This is a genomic window from Arthrobacter sp. TMT4-20, from assembly GCF_054510775.1.
In genome coordinates this window covers 106,819-130,893 of sequence record NZ_JBTNDW010000004.1, presented here as the reverse complement: position 1 = coordinate 130,893, position 24,075 = coordinate 106,819, and the positions used below count along the sequence as shown (strand labels likewise).

18 protein-coding genes are annotated in these 24,075 nt (G+C 60.1%); 11 read left to right on the top strand and 7 right to left on the bottom strand.

Annotation, left to right across the window (positions count from 1 at the left end; translation table 11 throughout):
* Positions 1-19 precede the first annotated feature (19 nt).
* Entirely contained in the window at positions 20-574 is a 555-nt protein-coding gene (locus tag ACX80Z_RS05975) for a matrixin family metalloprotease (RefSeq protein WP_459315250.1), read from the bottom strand.
* Between the two features lie 498 nt (positions 575-1,072).
* On the opposite strand from ACX80Z_RS05975, the gene ACX80Z_RS05970 reads away from it, so the two are divergent.
* Complete coding sequence (locus tag ACX80Z_RS05970; RefSeq protein WP_459315249.1) at positions 1,073-2,602, top strand: S-layer homology domain-containing protein; 1,530 nt, start codon at positions 1,073-1,075, stop codon at positions 2,600-2,602.
* 63 nt (positions 2,603-2,665) lie between these two features.
* On the top strand, positions 2,666-3,100 hold the full coding sequence (locus ACX80Z_RS05965) for a DoxX family protein (RefSeq protein WP_459315247.1): 435 nt from the start codon (positions 2,666-2,668) through the stop codon (positions 3,098-3,100).
* Between the two features lie 2 nt (positions 3,101-3,102).
* Here ACX80Z_RS05965 and ACX80Z_RS05960 read toward each other — a convergent pair whose 3' ends face one another.
* Positions 3,103-4,278: an Lrp/AsnC family transcriptional regulator gene (locus tag ACX80Z_RS05960; RefSeq protein WP_459315246.1), complete on the bottom strand. Its 1,176-nt coding sequence runs from the start codon at positions 4,276-4,278 to the stop codon at positions 3,103-3,105.
* Between the two features lie 106 nt (positions 4,279-4,384).
* Between ACX80Z_RS05960 and ACX80Z_RS05955 the strand changes: the two genes are divergently transcribed.
* Genes ACX80Z_RS05955 through ACX80Z_RS05930 form a run of 6 tightly spaced genes read left to right on the top strand, consistent with a single transcriptional unit; the run spans position 4,385 to position 10,705 of the window.
* Positions 4,385-5,305, top strand: coding sequence for a polysaccharide deacetylase family protein (locus tag ACX80Z_RS05955; RefSeq protein WP_459315245.1), 921 nt, complete (start codon positions 4,385-4,387; stop codon positions 5,303-5,305).
* Complete coding sequence (locus tag ACX80Z_RS05950; RefSeq protein WP_459315244.1) at positions 5,302-6,615, top strand: MFS transporter; 1,314 nt, start codon at positions 5,302-5,304, stop codon at positions 6,613-6,615. The genes ACX80Z_RS05955 and ACX80Z_RS05950 overlap by 4 nt, the downstream gene beginning before the upstream one ends.
* A complete protein-coding gene (locus ACX80Z_RS05945) occupies positions 6,612-7,412 on the top strand; it encodes an SDR family NAD(P)-dependent oxidoreductase (protein ID WP_459315243.1) in 801 nt (266 codons plus the stop codon). The genes ACX80Z_RS05950 and ACX80Z_RS05945 overlap by 4 nt, the downstream gene beginning before the upstream one ends.
* The gene (locus ACX80Z_RS05940) at positions 7,405-8,430 is read left to right on the top strand and encodes a ketopantoate reductase family protein (RefSeq protein WP_459315242.1); all 1,026 of its coding nucleotides are present in this window, start codon (positions 7,405-7,407) and stop codon (positions 8,428-8,430) included. The genes ACX80Z_RS05945 and ACX80Z_RS05940 overlap by 8 nt, the downstream gene beginning before the upstream one ends.
* Entirely contained in the window at positions 8,427-9,623 is a 1,197-nt protein-coding gene (locus tag ACX80Z_RS05935; protein ID WP_459315241.1) for a M20 family metallopeptidase, read from the top strand. Before ACX80Z_RS05940 ends, ACX80Z_RS05935 begins: the two co-directional genes overlap by 4 nt.
* On the top strand, positions 9,623-10,705 hold the full coding sequence (locus ACX80Z_RS05930; protein WP_459315240.1) for an NADH:flavin oxidoreductase/NADH oxidase: 1,083 nt from the start codon (positions 9,623-9,625) through the stop codon (positions 10,703-10,705). The genes ACX80Z_RS05935 and ACX80Z_RS05930 overlap by 1 nt, the downstream gene beginning before the upstream one ends.
* A gap of 499 nt (positions 10,706-11,204) precedes the next feature.
* On the opposite strand, the gene ACX80Z_RS05925 is transcribed toward ACX80Z_RS05930, so the two are convergent.
* From ACX80Z_RS05925 to ACX80Z_RS05915, 3 genes are all read right to left on the bottom strand, one after another.
* On the bottom strand, positions 11,205-13,091 hold the full coding sequence (locus ACX80Z_RS05925; protein ID WP_459315239.1) for a UvrD-helicase domain-containing protein: 1,887 nt from the start codon (positions 13,089-13,091) through the stop codon (positions 11,205-11,207).
* On the bottom strand, positions 13,081-15,390 hold the full coding sequence (locus ACX80Z_RS05920) for an AAA family ATPase (protein ID WP_459315238.1): 2,310 nt from the start codon (positions 15,388-15,390) through the stop codon (positions 13,081-13,083). Before ACX80Z_RS05920 ends, ACX80Z_RS05925 begins: the two co-directional genes overlap by 11 nt.
* A gap of 248 nt (positions 15,391-15,638) precedes the next feature.
* The gene (locus ACX80Z_RS05915; RefSeq protein WP_459315237.1) at positions 15,639-15,941 is read right to left on the bottom strand and encodes a recombinase family protein; all 303 of its coding nucleotides are present in this window, start codon (positions 15,939-15,941) and stop codon (positions 15,639-15,641) included.
* Between the two features lie 288 nt (positions 15,942-16,229).
* Here ACX80Z_RS05915 and ACX80Z_RS05910 point away from each other — a divergent pair, with 288 nt between their 5' ends.
* The 3 genes from ACX80Z_RS05910 to ACX80Z_RS05900 all read left to right on the top strand — a co-directional run bounded on the left by ACX80Z_RS05910 (position 16,230) and on the right by ACX80Z_RS05900 (position 19,916).
* On the top strand, positions 16,230-16,988 hold the full coding sequence (locus ACX80Z_RS05910) for a sce7726 family protein (RefSeq protein WP_459315307.1): 759 nt from the start codon (positions 16,230-16,232) through the stop codon (positions 16,986-16,988).
* Between the two features lie 56 nt (positions 16,989-17,044).
* On the top strand, positions 17,045-17,989 hold the full coding sequence (locus ACX80Z_RS05905) for a sce7725 family protein (RefSeq protein ID WP_459315236.1): 945 nt from the start codon (positions 17,045-17,047) through the stop codon (positions 17,987-17,989).
* Between the two features lie 643 nt (positions 17,990-18,632).
* Complete coding sequence (locus ACX80Z_RS05900) at positions 18,633-19,916, top strand: M20 family metallo-hydrolase (protein WP_459315235.1); 1,284 nt, start codon at positions 18,633-18,635, stop codon at positions 19,914-19,916.
* A gap of 54 nt (positions 19,917-19,970) precedes the next feature.
* Here the strand turns inward: ACX80Z_RS05900 and ACX80Z_RS05895 are convergent, their stop codons facing one another.
* Both ACX80Z_RS05895 and ACX80Z_RS05890 read right to left on the bottom strand, forming a co-directional pair.
* Positions 19,971-23,402: a DEAD/DEAH box helicase family protein gene (locus tag ACX80Z_RS05895; protein ID WP_459315233.1), complete on the bottom strand. Its 3,432-nt coding sequence runs from the start codon at positions 23,400-23,402 to the stop codon at positions 19,971-19,973.
* A gap of 113 nt (positions 23,403-23,515) precedes the next feature.
* Positions 23,516-24,040 (bottom strand): restriction endonuclease, encoded by a 525-nt coding sequence (locus ACX80Z_RS05890; RefSeq protein ID WP_459315232.1) that lies wholly within the window; start codon positions 24,038-24,040, stop codon positions 23,516-23,518.
* Between the last annotated feature and the right edge of the window lie 35 nt (positions 24,041-24,075).

Sequence of the window (24,075 nt, the reverse complement as noted above, 5' to 3'; positions counted from 1 at the left end):
CAAGACTTTTGCTCTTACCCTAGAGTTGCGGGACGCAGGAGCCGGTGCCGAGCAGGGCGAGGCCCGCTCTGTCGCCGTCACCCAGACCGATTGGTCCGTTGTTTCCTTCGTACATGAGCTGGGTTGGGTCATCGACGTGATCGAGCCCGACGACGTGAGCCAGCTCATGCACGATGATGGCCCTCACTTGATCGCGACCATCCGGGTATTGAATGATGTTGGTAAGGTCAGGCGCGTCGAGCTGGACTTGGCCAGCGACATAGACAAAGGGCTTGCCAGGAGTATGAGCGTAGGGGCTGCCGCCGAGACCGGCGACGTCCCCTTCCAGGCCAGGGATCTCCGCCGGGCTGGTCCACGTGATCAGGATGGGTGCCCATCGTTTGCCGTAGCGATCAGGCTGGTAGGTCTCCCGGTCCTCGCTGGGCGCTTCGGTGGTGGTACCTCGGTAAACGAACGTTAGTCCGGTGGCAGCGGATATTTCGGCGACGGCTTCCTCAATCAGTCCGTCGGATCCGGTGGGAGCGAAGTCGGGCCGGACCACATAATGGACCGGTCGGCACGGGTCGTAGGCCACAAAGTCTTGAGAGCTGTCGGGTGATTCGTGCAGCGCAAATGACGTGGATCCGTTGGTCGCCGGCGGAAGACCCAGAGGATGTACCGGTCGAAGACGGTCGGAGTCAGGTAAAGGCCGACCACCAGGGCAATAACTCCAAACGTGCCGAGTCTCAGTCCGCGGCCGGAACGCCGACGTCGTTGTCCGCGGATGCGCTTGGGCTTGGCGTCGTTGTCCTTTTAAAACCACTCACGATCCATCGCCCCATGGCACTGCCTCCCCCGAGATTCTGCTGTTCCTGGTTCAGCATTACCGATGGCATCGGGTGGACGGTGTTTCCTTCGGCAATCCTGATGGAACGCTGAGCCAAGTTTCGAAGTAGACCGCAGGGCCCACCGTAGGCTTCATTGACGAGCATGAGCCGGGGGACATCATGCGCTGGGGTCCAGGCGTTCAAGTTCTTCTACCTGTGTGTCGCGTTGTACCTATTCGTCCGCGTTAGCACTCCATGGAGAACAAGTGAAAACAATCAGAGCTGCCGTCATGATGCTGGTGGTGCTGGTTATCGGCGCCGGCACCCTCGTCGCACCGACCCAGGCGACCGCCGCGACAACGTTCCGGGATGTACCGTCCACCAGCCAGTTCCACACCGAGATCACCTGGCTGGCTACTCAGGAAATTTCGATGGGATGGCCGGACGGCACGTTCCGGCCATTGCAGTCGGTAGCCCGTGACGCGATGGCTGCCTTTCTTTACCGGTTGGCCGGCGAACCGGCTTACACGGCACCCAAGCAGTCGTGGTTTACCGATGTGCCGGTGGGAACAAAGTTCTACAAAGAGATCCATTGGCTTGCGTCGGAGGGCATCACCACGGACTACCCGGACCGCACCTTTAAGCCTCTCAGCTCGGTCAACCGGGACGCGATGGCGGCTTTCCTCTACCGTTTCTCTGTTGAGCCAACGTTCACTGCCTCCAGGACTACCGCGTTCCGCGACGTCCCCACCAAGAACATGTTCTACAAGGAGATCGGCTGGCTAGCGAACACCGGCATCACCACCGGCTGGCCAGACGGTCGATTCCTCCCACTACAGCCGGTCAAGCGGGACGCCATGGCGGCATTCATGTACCGCACCAAAACCGAGCTCCCGTTGAACCGTCCAGCCGAATACGGGTCCACTGCCCTTCAGGAGCTGCAGACCATTCCAGTCAAGGGTCGGGCACCGAAAACCGGGTACGACCGCGACAACTTTGGGCCGTCCTGGTTTGATACCGACAACAACGGGTGCGACACCCGCAACGACATGTTGAAGGTCCAACTCACCAACATCACCTTCACCTCGGGTAACTGCCAGGTTGCCACCGGTGTTCTCAACGATCCCTACACTGGAACGCTGATCAACTTTGTTCGCGGAACCACCACCAGTACCGAGGTGCAGATTGACCACGTTGTCGCGCTCTCCGATGCGTGGCAGAAGGGTGCGCAGCAGCTCAGTGCCGACCAGCGGCTGATTTTCGCCAACGATCCACTCAACCTGCAGGCCACCGATGGTCCGACGAACGGGCAAAAGGGCGACGGCGACGCCGCCACCTGGCTGCCGCCGAACACCTCCTACCGCTGCACGTACGTTTCACGTCAGATCTCGGCCAAGGCAATCCACGGCTTGTGGGTGACTCAGGCGGAGCGCGACGCGATGGCTCGTGTGCTGACCAACTGTGCCGGGCAGCCCGCCGCAGTCACCCAGCCAGCTCCCGTGGTCATGACCCCGGCACCGAAACCCGCTCCGGCTCCGGCGCCCGCACCGAAGCCGTCGCCGAAGCCAAGCCCGAAGCCAAGCCCGAAGCCGTCGCCGAAGCCGTCGCCGAAGCCAAGCCCGAAGCCGTCGCCCCAGCCCGCAAACCCGGGCGACTCAAAGAACTGCTCCGACTTCAAGACCTGGCGGGAAGCGCAGAACTGGTACGAGAAGTACTTCCCGTACTACGGCGACGTCGCGAAGCTTGACCGGGACAAGGACGGCATTGTTTGCGAGTCCCTTCCCGGAGCACCGTAACCAGCATCGGCAGTGCGGCGCCTGGAGATCCAGGTCCTCAGGCGTCGCTGCTAGGCTTCCCACGTGAGTGACATTCCCGCGCTGTCCCCGGTCCGAACCATTGCCCGCACCGTGCTGGGGGCCTTCCTGCTATTCGCCGGGACCGCGCACCTATTCTTTGCCCGCGCCGAGTTCGCGGCCCAGGTTCCCTCATGGATGCCCCTTGATACCGATTTTGTGGTCGTGGCGTCCGGGATCGTCGAGGTGGTTCTGGGCGCCGCACTGGTCTTCCTGCCTCGCTGGCGAGTGCATATTGGATGGATTGTCGCCATATTCTTCGTGGCTATCTTTCCCGGCAACATCGCGCAGTACGTCGACGGCGTTGACGCCTTCGGACTGGATACTGACTCCGCCCGCCTCACGAGGCTCTTCTTTCAACCGGCCCTGATCGCATGGGCACTGTGGTCCACTGGTGCCTGGCGGGACCGCAGGACTCTTCGCGGATCCACCCGGCAGTAGGCCTACCGGATCAGCAGTCCCTCCACCTGGTCACCCATCAGTTCGCCATCCCGGTCCATCCAGTATCGACGGAGGACATTTAGACCAACGCAAGTGTCGATTGATTGGATGCCCGAAAGGGCGCCGATCTCATCGGTGATGAAGTGGGCCAATTCATCTGGACCTCTGAACGTGCCGTGGTAAATAATCGACGCCTTCCCTGTCACCATTGACACCATACGAGCAGACTTCTTCACGCTGAGGTTCTCCAGAGCCGCCGCAATAAACTTCGGCTTTATCTGGAGCGAGATGATGGCGTGCAACGAGAACCCAGCCGCCGCAGGTTCCATCTCAACACGGGGCGAGATGGAACCGTTGTTGAGCAGCAGCTGAATAGTGCGGTAGGCCGATGAACTACTGATGCTCAGAGACCGGGCCACTTCGGCGGCGCTCACCCGGGCATTCTGTCCAAGCTGAAGCAAGGTGCCGAACTCGATATCGCTGAGGTCATCGATCGAGGTCATCGGCGTCTTGTTGACCGGGACTCTGTGCACCTCGAGTGCGGCGACCTGATCCTGGTCGAGTCTGTCCAGGCGCCAGGAGTGTCCCACTCGCTTTGACTCGAGTACCAGTTGGCTCTCAATGGACGCGATGCCGGGAATGGATGGAATGCTGCGGCTCAGCAGCTCATTGATGTCGGACCCGTGGAGGGGATAGAGGTCGGCGTAGATATCAGCGCTACCTGAGGTGACCAACAAAAACTGGATCTCCCGAAAATCTCGCAGCTTCTCAGCAACCTCGAGCGCCCGCCCAGGCTGGCACTTGAACCAAAGCTGACGAGGGTTCCCTGAAGTCACCAGCGGCCAGGCGAAGCGGCCAATAACCTTCATTAGGCGGTCCTGCTGCAGGCGTTTCAGGCGGCGCGTAATGGTGCTGGCTGGTTCCCCTAAAATCTCGGCCAGAGCGTTAGCGGGAACGCGCGGTGCAATCTGCAGTGCGGCCACGATATCCAGATCCGTTTGATCCATGGGTGGCGGCTCACGCGGAGGAACCGAGGAGGTGTTGCGGTCAGGTGTCGACGCCGTCACTGCCGCTTTTACAGGAGCCATAGCTCGACAATACAGGGCAGCCGGCTCGTAAGGGCTCTCTTTGAAGAGGAAATAATCACGAAAGATGTCCTTAATGACCGAATTAGTCATTAAGCCTTGCGTGAGTGACAGATCTCATCTAACTTGTTCTAGGTGAGAGCTGCACCACACGGATACGGCTCGGTCCACAACGATTCCACCGAGGAAACGAGCACTCATGAATGACTCCCAGCCGTGGAGCTGGCCCGAATCCCAGTGGCGCGGACACGTCAACAGCGTCCGCGCAGGGAAACCTCTAGCCCACACAGACCCGGCCCAGCGATGGCCGGGTGGTGCGACAGCAGCTGTCCTGCTGTCCTTCGACTCGGACCACGAGACGCCGGCCCTGCGCGACGGAGAGACGTCCCCCGGCAAGATGGCCCAGGGAGAATACGGGGCGCGGGTTGCCGTCCCGCGGATCCTCGACCTGTTGAAGCGGCACGAGGCGTCGGCGTCGTTCTACATCCCCGCCGTCTGTGCGCTGCTAAGGCCGGATGAGGTGCCCGGTTACGTCGCTGCAGGTCACGAGGTGGCAGTCCACGGCTGGATCCACGAACGCAACACGCTCCTGACCTACGAGCAGGAACTGGATTTGCTGGGCCGGGCGGTCGACGTCCTGCAGACCCAGTCGGGTAGCCGGCCGACGGGCATCCGCACCCCCTCATGGGATTTCTCCGATTCCACCCTCCGGGTCATCCAGGAACTGGGCTTCGCCTACGACTCCTCCCTGATGGCCGACGACGAACCCTACGAACTCCTCGCCGACGGCCAGCCGACCGGCGTCGTCGAAATCCCCGTCGAATGGATCCGGGACGACGCCCCGTACCTGATGATGGATCGTTTCGCCTCGTTGCGCCCCTATATGCCGCCCCGCGAGCTGATCCAGATCTGGAAGGACGAGTTCGACGCCGCCTACGCGGTTGGGGGCACTTTCCAGCTCACCATGCACCCGCACATCATTGGCCACCGTTCACGACTGATCGTCCTCGACGAACTGATGAAGCACATCCGCTCGTTCGACGACGTCTGGGTCACCACCCACGCCGATCTGGCACACCATGTCGCATCCCAACTCGATACCAGGAAAAACACCCCATGAGCTCTCAACTGACGCATGAAGAGGTCCACGAAACCAAGCTTTCCGCCCGCGGAAAGAAGGCCATTATTGCCGGAGGCATCGGCAACGCGGTCGAATGGGTGGACTGGGCCGTCTACACCACGTTCTCCTCGATCTTCGCCCACCACTTCTTCCCACCCGGCGACCCGGTAGCCGCACTGCTTGCCACCCTGGCAATCTTCGCCGTCGGCTTCATCATGCGGCCAGTAGGCGCAGCGGTGATGGGCATCTACGCCGACCGCAACGGGCGGAAGAAGGGCCTCGTCCTCACCATCGGCATGATGGCAGGCGCAACGGCCGTCATCGGTTTCGCTCCCACCTACGAGCAGGTGGGCATCCTGGCTCCGATGATCCTGGTCGCGGCCCGCATGATCCAGGGTTTCTCTGCCGGTGGTGAGTTCGGCTCCTCCTCGGCGTTCCTCGTCGAGTCGGCAGCACCTCGCCGTCGTGCATTCGCCGGTTCCTGGCAGCAGGTCTCGGTAGGCGCCGGTGTGCTCATCGCCTCCGGTATGGGTGCCATCATCACCTCCACTCTCTCGCCCGAGGCGCTGGATTCGTGGGGCTGGCGGCTTGCCTTCATTCTCGCGGCTCTGCTGGGCCTGGTTGGCCTGTGGCTGCGGTCCTCCGTTGAGGAAACTGACTCCTTCACCAATGCCAAGGCTGCAGCGGACGCTTCCACCGAACAGCGACGCAACTCGGTCTTCACCATGTTCACCAAGCACCCCAAGGAGACCGCTCGGGTCTTCGGCATCACGATCGCCGGCACCCTGCTCTACTACATGTGGGTCTCCTACATGCCGACCTACGCTGCCGTCGCCACGGGGATCCCGCTGAGCCAGGCTCTCACCGCGAACTTCATCGCCGTTGGCGTCTTCCTGGTCCTGCTGCCGTTCGCGGGCATCCTGTCCGACAAGATCGGCCGCAAACCCACGATGACCGCCTTCGCCGCCGGGTTCCTGCTCTTCTCCTGGCCAGCTTTTGCCATGTTGAACGGCAACTTCTGGATGCTGCTGCTCATCGAGTTGATCGGCGTGATCCTCCTGCTGGGCTACTCGGCTAACTGTGCGGTCATCATGGCCGAACAGTTCCCGCCCGAGGTCCGCGCCACCGGCATCGGTCTGCCCTATGCCATGGCCGTCGCCATTTTCGGTGGCACCGCCCCGTACATCACCACCTGGATGAACACCAACGGGTACGGCGGTCTGGTCTGGCTCTACTGCGCCATCGCTGCGGCCATCGGCGTCGTGGTCTACCTGACGATGCCCGAAACCAAGGGGAAGAAGCTCGATTGAGACGCCACATCGTCGTCACTGGCGCGGCCAGTGGAATTGGCCGGCAGATCGCTCTGCGGTTTGCCGGCCTGGGGGAGCGCCTCACCCTCGTTGATATCAGCGCCGAGGCGCTCGCCGGCGTGGCGGCCGCCTGCACCCAGGCAGGGTCCGACGACGTCGGCACCATCACTGCCGATCTCCGGCTCGGGGATGGCCCGCAGGCCATGATCGAGCAGGCCTGGGGTTCCGCTCCCGTGGATGTCTTGGTCAACTCGGCCGGGGTGTACCCGGCGACGCCGTTCCTGGACCTGAACGCTGACACCTGGGACGCCGTCGCCACCCTGAACACCCGGGCGCCGGTCCTCGCGACCGTGGCCCTGGCCAACCGGGTGATCGACGCCGGCCGGAGGGCCAACGTCGTCAACATCTCCTCGGGCGCGGCGCTGCGGGCTCGTCCCGGCGCCGCACCGTACTCCACCTCGAAGGCGGCGCTGGAGATGGCCACCCGGGCGTCAGCCCTGGAACTGGGTCCGCTCGGCATCCGCGTGAACGCCGTGGCGCCCGGGTTCGTCACCGTGGACAGCGCAGCCAACCCCGTCACCGAAGACTATGCGGCAGCGGTCTCCGGCAATCCTCTGGGACGGCGGGGCGAGCCGGACGACATTGCCCGGGCCGTCCTGTGGTTGGTCAGCGACGAGGCCGAGTGGATCACCGGCGAAGTACTGCGCGTGGACGGCGGATCTTCCGCTGGCACCATGAACCTTCCGTTGCACTGGCCAGCCCAGGGCTCGGATTCCCCGAAAGGACAGCATGACTAACACCTCTCCCTACACAGTTGTCGGTGCGGGAGCGATCGGTGGCACCCTTGCCGCTCACCTGCACGCCCACGGCGTGCCCGTGCAGCTGGTCGACGCCGACCCCGAGCATGTCGCCGCGATCAGGGCCAATGGCCTCCAGATCCGCGGCCCGGAGAGCACGCTGACCGCCGAGGTGCCGGTGTACGGTCTCGACGACGCACCGGCGCAGCTGGACCGCGTCCTCCTTGCCGTCAAGGCGCAGGCCACCGACAAGGCAGTCGTGTGGATCGCTCCACGACTTTCCGCCGACGGATTTGTTGCCTCGCTGCAAAATGGGCTGAACGAGGCAACCATCGCGGAGCATATCGGTAAAGAACGCACCGTGGCCGCGTTCGTTGACCTATTCGCCGACGTGCTGGAACCCGGAGTGATCAAGGATGGCGGCAGCGGAGGTATGGCGCTCGGCGAGTACGCCGGCGGACCCAGCGACCGCACCCGGCAGCTCGCCGAGGACCTGCAGCACTGGGGGACACCCGTGGTGACGGACAATGTGGCGGGTTTCCTGTGGTCCAAGCTCGGCTTCGGTGCCATGCTCGTGGCTACGGCCCTCGCCGACCGCGACATGAGCGAGCTGATTGACGCGCACCGGCCCGCCATGAACGGCCTCGCGGCCGAGGTCTTCGATGTCGCGGCGAAGGAAGGGATAGAGCTGGAGGGCTTCGACGCGTTCGATCCGGAGTGTTACCGGCGAGGCGTGGATCCGGCCCGCAATGCTGCGGCGACGGATGCACTCGTTGCGTGGCTCGCTACCCAGACGAAAACCCGCTCCGGGATCTGGCGCGACATTGCGGTGCGGAAGCGCCCCACCGAGGTGCCAACCCAATACCTTCCGGTCATTCAACTGGGGGCCGACCACGGCGTCAACACGCCCCTGTTGACCGAACTGGTGACCCTGATCCAGCAACTGGAAACCCAGTCCATCCAGATGACCGAAGAGCACCTGACAGCTCTCGACACAAAGGCGGCAGCCCACGCATGAGCACTCTCAATTCCCTGCCCGGCTGGGTTGCCCAGCACCGCGACGCCATGGTCCAGGACCTCACCGACTACGTCAGCGCCGAAACCCCCTCGGATGACAAAAACCTGCTGAATCAGGGCCTGCAATGGATCGAAGGATGGCTGCGCCGCCGGATTGGCGATCCCGCGTCCCGTCGCATGGTCGACGGCGGCGAGCTGGGTGACGTGGCGATCCTGGATTACCCAGCCGACGACGACGGCGGTCCATGGGTCACGGCGTTGTGTCACTACGACACGGTCTGGTCCGCCGGTACCCTTGCCGACTGGCCAGCCACTGTCGACGGCGACAGGTTCACCGGACCCGGCGCTTTTGATATGAAGGGCGGGCTGATCCAGTTGGTCTGGGCCATGAAGGCTGCAGCATCTCTCGGGTTGCCCCGGCCGAATCTGCGGCTGGTCCTCAACGGTGACGAGGAGATCGGCAGCCCCGTATCCCGCCCCGTCATCGAGGAAGAAGTGGTGCGAGGCGACTCCGTGCTGGTGTTTGAAGCCAGTGCCAACGGGGCCCTGAAGACGGCCCGCAAAGGGGTGGGCATCTTCCAGGTCCAGGTCCGCGGGGAAGAAGCCCACGCCGGTCTTGATCCCGATGCTGGGGTCAGCGCTGTCGATGAAATCGCCCGCCTGGTCCTTGAACTTCACGGCGCAGCCGACCTGGAGGCCGGCACCACGCTCAACGTCGGTCTGCTCAAGGGTGGTACCCGCACCAACGTGAAGGCTGGCCTGGCGACCGCCAACATCGACGTCCGGGTGTCCTCCGACGAGGAAGCCCAGCGCATCGATGGAGTGTTGGCCAGCTTGACGCCACATAACGCCAAAGCCTCAGTCGAAGTCACCGGCGGATGGAACCGTCCGGTCATGGTCCGGTCCGAAGACACCGCAAGCCTGTTCGGTGAGGCGCTCGCCGTCGCCGAACAACTCGGGTTCCCGCTGGAGGAGACCTCGGTCGGCGGTGCCAGTGACGGCAACTTTGCGGCAGCACTCGACCTGCCGGTGCTGGATGGTCTGGGAGCGGTCGGCGACGGCGCGCACGCCCGGACCGAGTGGATCAGTATCGACGGGATGCTGGAACGCACCTGCCTCACAGCAGGGCTGCTGGCCGGCCTGTCCGCCGCAGCAAAAGAACCGGTCGCGTCGGCTCAGGGAGGTCGAAACTGATGGAAACCACCAGCCGAACCACGGTGAACACTCCGCTCACGCTGCGCGGCGTCACCATTCCCAACCGGGTGTGGATGTCACCGATGTGTCAGTACTCGGCCAAGACCGATGGTGTGCCGACCGACTGGCATCTGGTGCACTACGGGTCCCGTGCCGTCGGCGGATGTGGGCTGGTGATGGTGGAGTCCACCGGCATTGGTCCCGACCATCGGACGACCGCTGCGGATCTGGGTCTCTGGAGCGAGGACCAGGTGGCAGCGCATACCCGTCTGGCAGGGATCATTCGCAGCAATGGGGCGATTCCCGCTGTACAGCTGCAGTGTGCGGGCCGAAAGAGCTCGCATCAGGTGCCGTGGCAGGGCGGCGGGCAGAACAGTCCCGTGTCACTTGACGACGGCGGATGGACCCCGGGGGCTCCTTCGGCTGTCCCCTTTGGTGGACTGACCGTTCCGCGGGAGATGACCGTGGCGGATATCGACGTGGTGGTGGAGGCTTTCGCGGAGTCTGCGCGCCTGGCCGACCGTGCCAAATACGACGTCGTCGAAATCCATGCGGCCCACGGGTATCTGCTGCACCAGTTCCTTTCACCACTATCGAACCAGCGGTCCGACGATTACGGCGGTTCGCTGGAGAACCGGATGCGGCTGGCGCTGCGGGTGTCGAAGGCTGTGCGCGATGCTTTTCCCGAGGACAAGCCGGTGTTTGTGCGGATGACCGCAACTGACTGGGCAGACGGCGGGATCACCTTCGAGGAAGCAGCAGTCCTTGCATCCGAGTTGGCCGGTCTGGGTATCGACCTTCTGGACGTCTCCTCGGGCGCCCTGGTTCCGACCGCGCCACCACCCCAGCGCACGGGACTCAATGTCGACTACGCCGTTCAGCTGGCTGCATCTTCTGGGTTGTCAGTGGCGCCGGTCGGTCAGATCGCTGATGCAGTGGCTGTGAAGGAAGCGTTGGATGCCGGCGTGGAGGCGGTTCTAGTGGGACGGGCTTTACTCAGGGATCCGTATTTCAAGCTGAGGATTGATGATGGTGACCCGAAAGATCGGTGGCCAAGTCAGCACCATCGGGCTCTGATCTAATCTGCTCCACGTTGCCGCTTAATCCTTTGGCTGTCGATACATACCGGCAACTTGCTCCTGATTAGGCGATGAGCTTCAGCTGCTGGCTGTGACCAAAACCTACGGGCACTGCTGCGTCCTGCTCGAGCCTTGGTGGGCCCGGCAAAAGGTCGATCGATTTTAGTTGTCTGAAGTTCGCGTAGACGACATCGAACTGGCTCTCTTAGGGCGCCACCTTCACCAAAAGTCAGGTTGCAGCACCTTGTTTGGGATTTCATCGCGAAACATCCGTAACAGGGTGCTACAGACCTTCTGTTGAATCAATGAAGTCGTCAATCGAGCCTTCAGCAGTCCCAACCATTCCTGGGCTTGGGGCGGATATACCCGGTGGATCGCTTTGCATGAGTGGCACAGCGGAAGGTAAACATGTGGCACTTGGTCTTCACCCCGATGGTTGGTACCGGCTTCATCCGGAAAAACTCTTCGCAAAATTCGAGCCGCTGTTGGCAGCGGTCTTCTTCTAGAGCAGGACAATCTCTTCCGCGGCGAACCAGTCGTTATCGGCAGCAAAAGTTTGGAGCGCATTCGGCTCGGCTGTGTATGCCACGATGGCGAGGCTTTTCGTAGCTCGACTACACGTGACATACATAAGTCGCCTGGTGCGGTCTATGGACGTGTCCTTACCGGCAAGGGCGTTGTCGGCATCAGCCTTTGTGGGACGCTTAACACCGAGGAGCTTCTCATAGCTGAACAGGAAACCGCCAGCTTCGTCATCACTGATAACGACCATAACCCGCGGGAATTCCAGCCCCTTAACACCTTGGTGGGTCGCAAACGGCGACCGTCCGTTGACGTATGATCCGTACTGGATCGCCTCGCTGAACGGGGCATTGAGGCATTCTTGCCACGCGCCTATCTCGTCATTGACGGGATCATCGCTGCCGGAGGGGCCACCTGTGATCACGGCCGTCTTCACCGCCTCGGGCAAAGGAAAAAGGCCCGTTTCCTCCAAAACAGCTGCGACCTCACCCAGCGTCGGAGGGACATTCGCATCCCAAAGCCCAGTGAGTCGGTCGACGGCGGCCTGGCTCTGATCGAGAATCTGTCTCAATGCGCCCTCGTGCTTCGAAGCGTCGGCCAGAGCATTCTTGGCTAAGAGGGGCGAGTTCTCTCGAACAATGCGAGCCAGGCGGAACATGTCTTGGCTCCTATGCGCGTCCACGAGGGGATCAACCTGATTCAAGAACACTTGAAGGCCAGCGATTGATCCATCCAGAAGACTGGTTCGCTCAGTCTGGAGCTTCGACAACGCCTTGAACAAGTGTGCGAAGCCGAGGCGTTGAGCGGCCATGCTGTGCTCAAGGATGAGCCGTTTGACGGCAGGGCCTTCATTTGGCTCAGCATCCGGGGTGAAAGGATCTACCCAGCCCCTGTCTTGCGTCGTTGATGCCATTTGTTCAGCGACATAGCTTTCGACGGCGTTCGTATCGGAGCCGGTTCTTGCGATGAACAAGCGAACGAATCCATCGCCACGGTCGGCGCGGGATTCTTGTGGATGGCCGTCAACATCGGATCTGATGCGGTTGCTCAGGCGCACGATCCGCTCGGGGCTGCGGTGGTTCATGACCTTCGCGGGGGTCGCCCAGCTCGAAGGGATCGACTCGGCTATGTCGGTTTTGCCGTCGTTGTAGATACGCTGCATAGTGTCGCCGAAGAGCCCTAGAACGATCTCGCCCTCTCGCTCCACCGCCACTTGCATGAACGCTTCAAGCAGCACACTGTTGGTGTCTTGACTTTCATCGATGAACAGAATCGGGTGTCTGGCGGTCAGAATCCGCCCGAGCATCGGCTTGCTGGTCAGCAGGTGCGCAGTAAGCGTAATTACTTGTGAATGGCTGAGCGTCTCCCGGCCCCGGATTTCGCTGGCGGAACTGTAGGTGAAGCGGCGAATCTCGTCGATTTTCCCCAACCGGTCTTGTGCTTGTTGCAGCCTTCGGACGCGATCCGTTTCCTTTTTAGAGCCCGCTTTGCTTGACGTCGATCCCAACTCGGTGATCTTCGCGGTCAGGTCGGCCTTCATCCAATTGCGGATATCCTCTTGGAACTCGCGTATGAGGTCCCAAGAGAAGGCATGGATGGTGGAAACCCGGACAAGCGGATCGAAGTCAAGCCGGCTAGAGATTTCGGCGGCGGCGGCGTTTGTGTATGTGATGACCGCTACCTGCTGTCCGCGGATCGCCAGCTCGCGTCCCCATTCGGCCTTGCCGTGTCGCACTGCGTTGACAAGAGAACGTGTCTTCCCAGACCCGGCGCCGGCGTAGAGGAAAAAAGATCGGGTCGACCGCAGGTTAAGGCACTCCGCGATCTCAACCTCGACGTGGTCGTCGACTGACGGGTCACTCGGCATGTTCGGCACTCTCAAGGTCGAGTGCTATGGGCTTAGTTAGTCTCGCTTCAAGCCAGTCGAGGCCCTCCTGGATATATCGCGGCGGGCGCATCGCGTCAAAGTTGGGATGTGCAAGCACATCAAGGGCTAGTTCCGCTTTGCTTCCTGATCTTAAGTGTTTGTGAAGATCTAAGGCAGCCGAAGTAACACCCGACGCCGTGGCCATGGTCTCAGCGAATTTTTTCGTCAACCCGATACCCGTGAGTGCCCTGAAGAAGGTGGCGTTCTCAAATGCAAGGGCGTCCTCGAACGTCGTCGGGAGTGCCTCGCCAGAGGCGCCGTTGGGCAGAGGTGCCGTAACAGGTATTTGATACGCGAACCGAACCGCGAATTGCGTATCCCCGGGGAGCTCCTTGCTGTCTGCCGGAGCGTCCAGCAGCACATCGATGTCGTCTCCGTAGGCCAACCATTTCTTAAGTGTCGGGTTGCCGGTTTTCTGCTTGGCGTCGCGGGCCGTTGGTGTGCTGTGGCTATCCAGTTGAGGATCCAGGTCCGTAACGACGAGGGTGGGAATTTTCAACGCGTCAATTAGAGGGCGGAGGCGGTGTGCATGGCTTCCGCCGATTTCCAGCATGGTGACATACGCGTGGTGCACAGCCGGGTGCCCATTTTTGATGAAGTGCGGAATCAGCATCCTTTCCGCAGCGCCTTCAACCAGAATCAAAGCATCAGCGAAGAAAACATCCGCATGCTGTACGCGAAGGTAGCGGGTCACAAACTGCTGCGTCACAGCCGTGCACCCGAATGCGTTTCCTACGTTGATGACTGTCGACGTTGGAACAGCAGTCTGAGCACCGGCCTGAAGTCGACGGAAGTAGCGAAGACTCTCGAAGGGCAACTCGTGGGCGATATGGCTGGAGTGGGTGCTGATGACAAGCTGCGTGGTGAGGTCAGTTTTACCGCCCAAGTTGGGGTGTTGTCGGAGTACCTCGAATGCCTTTTTTGCGAACACCTGCTGGACTTGCACGTGCAGGTGGGCCTCAGGCTCCTCCACGAGCACCAAGTGGATTGGTTCGATACGTTGATCCGGATTGGCTGTGAGCGCCTTTCCGACTCGCATCCACCGGTCCCGAAACCTCATAAGACGGAAGACCATGGAGATCAGGTTCTGGTAACCGAGCCCATTTTGCCCTTCTGGCAGGTGCATGTCCTGAGTGGCGGGCCTCCCAGCGATGTCGAGAGCGAAGGACACCGCGGACTCGTGGTTCAGACTTTCGGAAGCACTGAGTTTGGACGCGACCCGAATTTTAGGGTCTGTGATCCCCGGGTAGCTCAGCGTCGCCATTTCGTCAAAGGAAACTTTGAATGCTTCCTCCAGGCGCGCGTCGAACTGCTTTTGCGCGATGGAGATAGTCAGGAGAGCCTCAAGGTCCTCGAGCCCCGGACTTTCGGAGGGGTCGAGGTGGTGTGTGTAGTAGTCGCCGAGTTGGCGGGATAGACGCGCGGTATCCGAGACTCGCCCACTGGCGCCGTCGCGCGCCTGGTCGGTAACGTCGCCGAGTCCGCGTTGCGCGTTGATCTCGTCGATTCGTACGATATGCTCCAGCGGATTCGATGCCAGGGGTTCCGCCATTTCCGGCAAAGCCTGGACCACCGCGGCGTCCTCGCTGGGCCCACGGAGCTTTGCCGGGTCGAGCACGTAGTAACGAATCTTCAAGTGTTTCTGGAAGTCCCGGGAGAGGAAGTCGATCAAGTTTTCGGGCCATATCGACAGCCCCTCCGCCTCTGATGACGCTGCTGCGCCTGCGTCTTCGGACCTGGACGCGTCGTCAAAGCTAGTGGCTTTAGTGTCACGCCACTGGTTTCTTAGCGTCCGGCTCTTTAGCGAAACTTCCCGAAAGGAACGAGCGAGTTCGTCTTCATCAACGGGTTCTACTGCGAAGCGAACACCGACCAGGCCGCCAGCCCAGTCCAAGGTCGGGATGAGGGCGCTGACCCGATGAACTTCCACGTCGCTGACACGGAGCCATACATCGAGGCTGGGGAGATACTCATCCCAGATGCCAGGTTTGGCACAGGGCGAACAATCATCGAGTAACCATGCCGTGCCGATGTCGTTAATATCGCGCCAGCGAGAGAGCGTAAGGTCGTTTTTCCCAAATGCCCTAATTCCATCCTTGAGGAAGGAACGAAGCGCAATGAGTGCTGACGTCTTCCCGCTGTTATTAGCCCCTACGAGGAGAGTAGTTTCTCCCGAAAAATCCAGTCGGACTGAATATAGCTTGCGGAAGTTCCGGATTTCGACAGATTCAATGCGCACGCCTCATCTTGTCATGCAAAGCTCTAATTGATGGGTGGAACTCACCATTCATTTTGTCGAGGAGCGCGACAACTGTCATAACCCTAGCTCTAGCGCTACCGCGAGACCCACGGTCGGACACTTCATCTGTAAGTCGCACCGCTAAGCGGCGCCGTTTTCGCAGCGGTAAAGGGCGTCTTCTACTTCGCGCTCAGCTCTCGTGACGGGTGGTAGGAGGTTGCGCGGGACATCCCAAGGTCGCGGGCGACCTACGAGGCAGGCTCACCACTCTCAACGAGCCTGAGAGTGCTTCGGATTTTACTGTCACCGATTAGGCGTCCCTTCCTCCTAGGTCCTTCCCGCCGCTTCCCGATCGAGTCGACGATCCGATCTCGCTTAATGTCGTGATCCATCCGCGCCAGCGCCACCATGATCGTGAACAACATTGAGCCCATCGGGGTGGACGTATCGACGTAGCCGCCGCTGAGGTTCAACCCCCGAAGACCAGCTCCCTCGCCGTTGAGGGTCTCAGGTCTTAGATAGTAGAGGCTTGCGCTATCAAACGGTCTCATAGCACCGTCGCCCTCCTGATGCATCTAGGGGCAGGATCAGCGTCGATCGGGGTCCTTCCGGTGAACGCTCGAGGGCTTCGTTGCCGCGACGCCGCACTTCCTGCGATCCTAGAATGAAGCTATGGTACGAGAGCCTATACTCCCATGGGTGGAACATGGAGGAACAAAATGACTCGGGCGAGAGCTGCAGGCCGTCTGTCTTCGGTGTTCTCCACCTCTGTCTTTTCCAGTCTGGGAGGTTTGGGCTTGGGGTCGGCTGCAGCTACTCGACTCAGAGTGTTGAGTGAGATGAAAGTTGCCGAAGATCCCTCGATTACGCTAGGTGATGCGTTTAATGCCGCGCACGATGCGCTCAGCTCGTCCTACCGAAACGAGTACTTCTTCAAGAACAAGCTCGTCTCTAAAATCATCTTCGGGATACATAACCCGGGAACAGCGTCTGCACTCTTAGAGGTCCCATCTGGACGCTCGATCGCAGATCTTGTGATCTTTAATGGGACTTCCACGGCTTATGAGATTAAGACAGATTTCGATAGTTTCTCGCGTTTGCCCTCTCAGCTAAACGATTACAGGTCACGCTTCGAATACGTCAACGTGGTGACGTCTATGGAGAAGGCAACTGAAGCCGAGAAGGTTGTACCCCTCGGGGTTGGCATAATTGGAGTTCGCCGGAGCGGTTCACTATCGGTTGTCAGGCCCGGCAATAGTGGGTTGTCCGCCCTAAAGCAAGATTCGATCTTCCAACTACTCAGGCAGAAAGAAGCTCTGGATGCCTTAAGGCGGACCATTGGCTATGAAGTCGATGTACCTTCGGGGGACTTGTGGCTTAGAACCAAGGGTCTGTTTGCTACTCTTCCGGTCAAAGTCGCTCACGAGGAAGCCCTTTGTCAGTTGAAAAGAAGAGGAATGCGTGGCGCCGTTTTAGCCTCGACTATTGGTTTTCCTCCATCACTTCGAGCACTAGCGTACGGAACAGAAATGACTGCTGCAGCTCGTGCACGATTAGCCCGTAGGCTACTCACGCCCCTGCAGGACCATGAGTTTTGAATATCTCCATTCATGAGTGATGATGTGATATAGGTTACAACTAACTCTGGGGGACCATGTACTTTCCATACCTGTACGCGCGCCAAGGTGAGTGCCGAGCATTAGAAGATGTTGCGGCAAGGCCGGGCATCGGCGTACAGAACGTTTTCCCGATTCTGGAACCTGTAGCCGTAAAATGCAGAGACCTTATTAGAGCTCTCACAGCTTTTAAGCAGTCAGGTATGGAGATCTATCTAATCGTCAATCCGTCGAAGAAGGGGTTCGAAAACAGTATTGCGGTGGGTGCTTGGCTTACAGATGTCGTACCGTTCTTGGCTGATGCGTCGGTGACGAGACCAACACTAGAAGTTAGGGCCGGCACAAGCTTGGCTGACATTCATACATTTTTGGGAGATCACCCTAACCGGAGTCTTGGCCTTTCAATACGGTCGTCGCATCTTCCCGCAGCTAGTATTTCTGCAGCTACGTCAGGACATGAAGTTCTTCATTTTTTGCATGCAAGCGCCGATCCAGCAGGTTATTCGGCTGCCGTCGGTTCTAGTCGATCAGTGGAGGTTCGCGATAGCTTCCGTACTGAGGTGCGCAATGCAGATTATTTGGGAACTGAGCAGTTCACAACCGCTCACCTTTACTTCACGCACGAAGGACGCCCAGGCTTTTCTGACTACACCCTGCTGCCAGGAAAATTCAACGACTCCGGGGGTCCTCTCGGAGCCGCAGTCATTCACCTTACATTCGTTGAGACCGCGAGCAGGGCGCTTTGGGTGGAGCATTTTGTCTCTGACGAGAAGCGGCAGTTTGAAGGGTCTCAGCCCAGCAAGCTACTGGAGGCCATGACCAAGCTGGACACGTCTGATAGGGCAAACCCATCCAAGTTCATCACCACGCCGGGGCTTGCCAGCTATCGAGCGCAGTATGCAACCCGAACTCCAACGAGCCCTACGTATAACAAACGCCAGCAAATCTCGCACCATATCGCTACGACCGCGACGGTGCTGTAGCGAAGCATATTCCCGGAGATGCCTTCGATAGCTCGTCTATTCGGGTCCTCACGTCTTATCGCTTTGACCACGCAGATCGGTACTTGTCATCCGCCCAACTTAATGTTGGGTTGTGCTCAACGTAGTTTGTCCGGCCCTACGGCATAATCTCTAGAGCCTTGTGCCAGTGAGGTTATCACGGTCGGCAAAGCACGGCGCCGGGGGGCGGCCACTCATCAGGTGAGTGCACCCCCTTCGAATCCAGTACAGGCTCCCCCGCCAGCCAGCCGTCCGAGGGCACAGGAAGCTCCCGTCGTCGGCCACTCGGCCCTTCACAACAAAGAGCAAGCGTTTGGCCGGATTGCGGCCAGCAGCTCCATAGCATAGCGGTCTCCACACGTTATTCGGTAGCGGAACGTGGTGGAGTTTTGTCATAAAGTCTCCTCTGGCTGCCAAAGGAGAGTTGGACGTCCAGTGCCTCAACGATGGCGGATTAGCCGCGGTGAGGGTGGCATTTGAACCCTTGTTCGCATCAGCTGGGCTGACACAATTGGGTTGTGCAGGCACACAGCGCGCGGCATGTAAACGGTTGATAACCTCCAGTGCTTCTGAGACGGTCCACTGCGACGATTGTTCGGATCCACAATTAGACAAGGACCATCAAATGAGCAACGGCGCCGTACCCGAAACCGATCCATCCGAGTTCGAGAGGGCAGACGCTACCTTCCTCAAGGACTTCGCCACGCTGAGCACCTTCGGCGCCACCGCCAGGGGAGGGGTCGATCGTCAGGCCGGCTCGACAGCAGACGGGGAGCAGCGTGCCTGGTTCACCCAGCTACTCACTGAGAACGGATTCACCGTCAGCTTCGATCAGATTGGTAACCAGTTCGGACTGCTGGAATTCGAAGCCGGTAAGCCGTATGTCGTCGTCGGATCCCACCTCGATTCCCAGCCTACCGCCGGGCGCTATGACGGCGCTTATGGTGTCCTCGCCGCAGCTCACGCGGCGTCCCGTCTCGCGGTCGAATGGCAGGCGAACGGCGTCAGCCCCCGCTACAACCTCGCAGTCGTGAACTGGTTCAACGAAGAGGGGTCCCGCTTCAAGCCGTCGATGATGGGCAGTTCCGTCTACACCGGCAAGATGACCCTTGACGCGGCACTGGCCACCACCGACCCAGCAGGCATTACCGTCCGTGAGGCGCTGGTATCAACCAACGCTTTTGGCGAAGGCGTCGGGCCACAGGCAGCCTACTGCGCCGAGATTCACATCGAACAGGGCCGCAGCATGGAACGCGACGGCATCGCTATCGGTGTCGTCGATTCCAACTGGGCCGCCAACAAGTACGAGTTCGTAGTTCACGGTGAACAGGCGCACACCGGTTCCACCGTCATCGCTGACCGCCATGATGCCCTCCTCGGCGCTTCCCTGCTCGTCGTCGCAGCACGGGAAATTGCAGACCACTTCCCCGACGGTGCCGTCCACACCTCGGTTGGTCAGCTGGACGTCTACCCCAACTCGCCCGTCGTCGTTCCGTCGCGCGTCAACCTGCTGCTCGACCTGCGCTCTGCTGACGAGGCGCTACTCCAGGAAGCAGACCGGATGCTGCACGAGATCCTCGAACAGATCGAACGCTCCGCTCGGGTCAAGATCGAGAAGGTCGGCTCGCACTGCTGGCCCGTCATGCCCTACCAACCAGAAGGCGTCGCCCTCGCGGAGAAGATTGCCGCCAATCGCGGCGTCACCCACGCCCGGGTGAAGACCCTGGCCGGACACGACTCCACGAACATGAAGGACATCGTTCCGACCGTCATGCTCTTCGTCCCCTCGGTCGACGGTATCTCCCACAACGAACACGAGTACACCACCGACCAGGACATCGTCACCGGCCTGCACGTTCTGACTGACGTCGTGCGAAGCCTCTGCGAGGGCGCGCTCGACGACCACTGATATCTTCAAGGCACGTTGGCACCCGAACTCTGTCAGTCAATTGTTCTACTGAGGTCATCCTGCAATGGCTGAGGAGCGGATCCTACGGAGAGCATCAACGAGCACGTCTACCTTTGTTTCGGAGAACAAACTCTCGGGCCCTGCTGGTGCGGCGTCACTATATGGCGACTCATATAGTGCGCCGACCTCTACAACTCCGCTCTCAGCGAGTTGCTGAACGATCATGTCAACAAAATGCAGCTGGTTGGCATTTAGGGTCTTGTCGCCCACGAACTCAGACAACGAATCCAGCGCGGCTTGCCGATCCATTCCGACCAGTGACCGAACGAACAGACCTAGACCTTCGGCCTGTTTAGAAGCAGCTTCAAGCTCCTCCAAGGAACCCGCGCCGCTTTCAATCAGCATGCGCTGTAATTCCTCAAGATCAGTTTCGGTCAGTGGCAATCCACGACGGAGTCGGTGGATGGTCATGTGGTCAAGAAACCCCTGCAAATAAACCCGCGCCTTTTCGCGGTATCGGGCCAGATCTACTGATCCGGTCACGGTCCCCTTTAACTCGCCCTCGACGATCTCCCCGAGGGTGTCTTCGAAGTTGGTGTAGACCACCTTTCGGCGCTTCTTCTCGATCAAGTGCACTAGTCCTCGCAACCGAGCTCGGATCAGCTCGAGCCACTGTGGGGAGACCTGCCCCCATTCCCCGCCGCCCAGGATCGACTCGATGAGGCGGAGCTGCGCAGCAATGGCAGGAATCGTTGGTTGGTCCTGCAATGCGGAAGCAATTTCGACAATTTTCCGACGGTACGGCTCGACGGCGGCTGCTGAGGTCAGTGAAGCCAACTGGGCCTGATACATGAGCAGGTCGAAGCGTTTCGCTTCCTCTGTATCGGCGGCGGATGCCAGCGTCGCTAAGGGGGCCAGCTTTGTCCGCAGGTCAGTCAGATCCTGCGTGCCAAGGGTGCCCCACGAGGCGGGCTTCGAGAACTTCTCCACCCACTCCAACTGCGGGCGCACCAGGAAGTTCTCCCGGGGTAGCCCCGCCACTTGTCCCACCAGCCCGGTTTGAAGTGCCGGGATGTAGTCGCCGTCGAGACTAGCGGAGCGGGCTTCGGCCAGCAGCTGGGTCCGGACTGCGAAACTGCGGTGTGCCAAGGACTGTCCGAGGGAGCCTTCGGAACCGGGCAGCTCCGCGTTGAAGTATTCGATGTTCTGACAGACGTCGAAGATGAAGAAGTCCTGTTTGTCTTCGCCCGGACCGTATAGGTCCGGCCTGAGGCGGGTACCTCGACCCACCATTTGCCAGAACTTTGTCTTAGATCGCACCACCTTGAAAAAGAGCAGGTTGACCACCTCGGGCACATCGATCCCGGTGTCCAGCATGTCCACGGACACGGCGATGTGTGGACTGTCCTCCGCGCGGGCGAAGGCGTCGATCAAGGTGGAGGCGTAGTTGACGCTATGCGTGATGATCTTCGCGAAAGTGCCCCCATGCTGGGGATAGTTGCTGTTGAACCGTTCGGCTATGTATTCGGCATGCTTCTGGTTCTTTGCGAAAATTATGGTCTTCCCGAGGCGGTCTCCGCCGGCGACCTTATGCCCGCGGGTAACGAGCACTTCGAGTGCTTTGTCTACGGTGTTGGCGTTGAACAGCCAGGTGTTTAGGATAGCCGGATCTACGGCGTCGGGGATCTCGCCGTCTTCATCCCACTCGGCGGAGTCCCAGTCCTCCTGTTCCTCGTCCGAGAGTTCCTCGTAGCGGATTCCTTGGACCGGGAACTTCAGCGGAATCGACACGGTCCGGGGCGGCACGAGGTAGCCGTCGGAGATGGCCTGCGTCAGCTCGTAGGCGAAGGTGGGGACGTGGTCCTCGATGTCGAAGAGGGAGTAGGTGTTGCGGTCCACTTCGGACTGCGGCGTGGCCGTAAGGCCCACCAGATACGCGTCGAAGTAGTCGAAGATGGCCCGGTACTTCTGGTACACGGAGCGGTGCGCCTCATCGATGATGATGAGGTCGTAGTGGCCGATGCCGAACCGTTGCTTCAGGACCGTGCCGTCGTCGGTCCGTTCGTTGATCAGGTTCATCATCGTCGGGTAGGTGGCAATGTGGATGCGGCTGTCCGCCTCCACATCCCGTCCCAGCACTACCGGGGATGATCCCGGGAGATTGGTTTTGAAGGCGCGTGCGGCCTGGTCTACCAGGGCGACCCGGTCGGCCAGGAACAGGACGCGTTTGGCCCAGTTTGCCTGCATCAGCAAGCTGGAGAGCGCGACGACGGTGCGCGTCTTACCCGAGCCCGTCGCCATAACGAGCAACGCCTTGCGTTCCTTGTCCTTTTCGAAGGCATCAGTGACTGCGCGGATCGCTGCCTGTTGGTATATGCGGCCAGCAATCGCGGTATCAATGACAGCCGTGGTGAGAGGCTTACGGGTTGTACGCCGATCCACCATGAGTTGTAGCTGGTCCCGGGCATGGAAGCCCTGCACCGGTCGCGGTGGGTACCCGGAGGCATCGTCCCAGATCCAGTGCTCGTAACCGTTGCTGTAATAGATGACCGGACGCTGGCCCTTCTCGGTCTCCAGCGCATCAGCATAGAGCTTGGCCTGCTGTTGCCCCTCGTAGGGCGACCTAGCTGACCGCTTGGCTTCCACGACGGCGAGTGGTTTGCCGTCGGATCCCCACAGGACGTAGTCTGCGAACCCGGTACCGGTGGTGGGGCCGGCGTGGGTGGGCATGTGGCGGACTTCAAACTCTCGGTCCTCAGGCATGTCAAGCGCCCAACCAGCTTCGTTGAGATACAGATCGATGTAGACCCGGGTTTCGACTTCGGAATAGTCATGACTGTCGGGGAGGTTTTTGTTTTCTTCCTTCGCCCGGGCAATCTCCTCGCGCAGCGCGGTCAGCTGGTCCTGAAGCTGCTCGTTGTCTTGCTTCTGCTCGGCCAAAGACGCATCTTTGTCCGCCAGTTCCGCGGCAAGTTTCGCTGTCTGGTCGGCGGTTCGCGGCTTCTCGGTATGGGTCGGGAGGCCGGGCTTACGGGGCGGGCTAAGAAAGTCCCCATTGAATGTGACGGTTGAAGTTGGTCGATTGGTGGGTTCACGAGTGTATCGAAGTGCAAGCCAAATGCAGATGTGGAACAGGTCTCTAATGGCCTGTTCTGAATGATGGATCGTAATCGGCGCATTGGTATGGATAGCACTGTTCGCGACCTTGCGAATAGTGTGCAGCTTATTAACGATTGTCTCGCCTGCGAGTCGCTTGAAACTCGGCTCTGACATCTGCGCGTTGAGGTCGCTCTTGTATGGCATCGTGAGCGACCCGTCAGCATCGTAGAGCCACTCCAGAAGCGCTTCCAACGAACGCCTTGCATAGAGGAGCGAGGACCGAGGATCGCGTCGTGAATACAGCTCGGCCAGCCGCGCCTCTTTTGCAATATTTGGCCACTCCGCATGTAGTACAGCGAAGTTGCTGTTCACATCCCCCAATGCCATCCCCTTTGTCGGTCTTTAGAGTCAGCCTAGATGGTGAGGCCCCGCATCCTGTTGATCGACACTAAATTCCATTTAAACCTCAAAACCGCCTCGATCACTATTCTTGTTTATGGCTATTCGAAAAAGTCCTCGTCCAGCTCGACAATGTCATAACTCTGCTTCACCTGAACTCCCACACGGTACTTGATCATCAGCCCCACGAGTCGGACACCGTCGATCAAGATAACGCGCGACGGAACAGCCTGTACATAATTCCGAGCGCCGGAGCTGAAAGCGCTGGTAGTGATGAAGACACCGCGCGACGCACCGACACCGTGCAGTGCGCCCACGAAGGCTTGGATAGCTTCACGGCCTACCGTATTGCCATCTGCGTACCGCTTGGCCTGGACATAAATGCGATCCAGCCCCAGTGCATCCTGGTCAATGACCCCGTCCACGCCGCCGTCATTGCTGCCGCCGATACGCTTCCCACGCTGCTCAGCGCCGCCGTAGCCCATCCTGAGGAGCAGATCAACCACGGCCTGCTCAAAGAAATCAGGATGGCTCTCTCGGAGGCGGGTTAGGAGCGCGTCACCCACGTCGGAGTGAATCCGGTTGATACCGGATTCGATCTGCTCGATCGGGTCAATATCCTCCACGAGAGTCTGGTCAACGACGGACATCATCGGCTTTC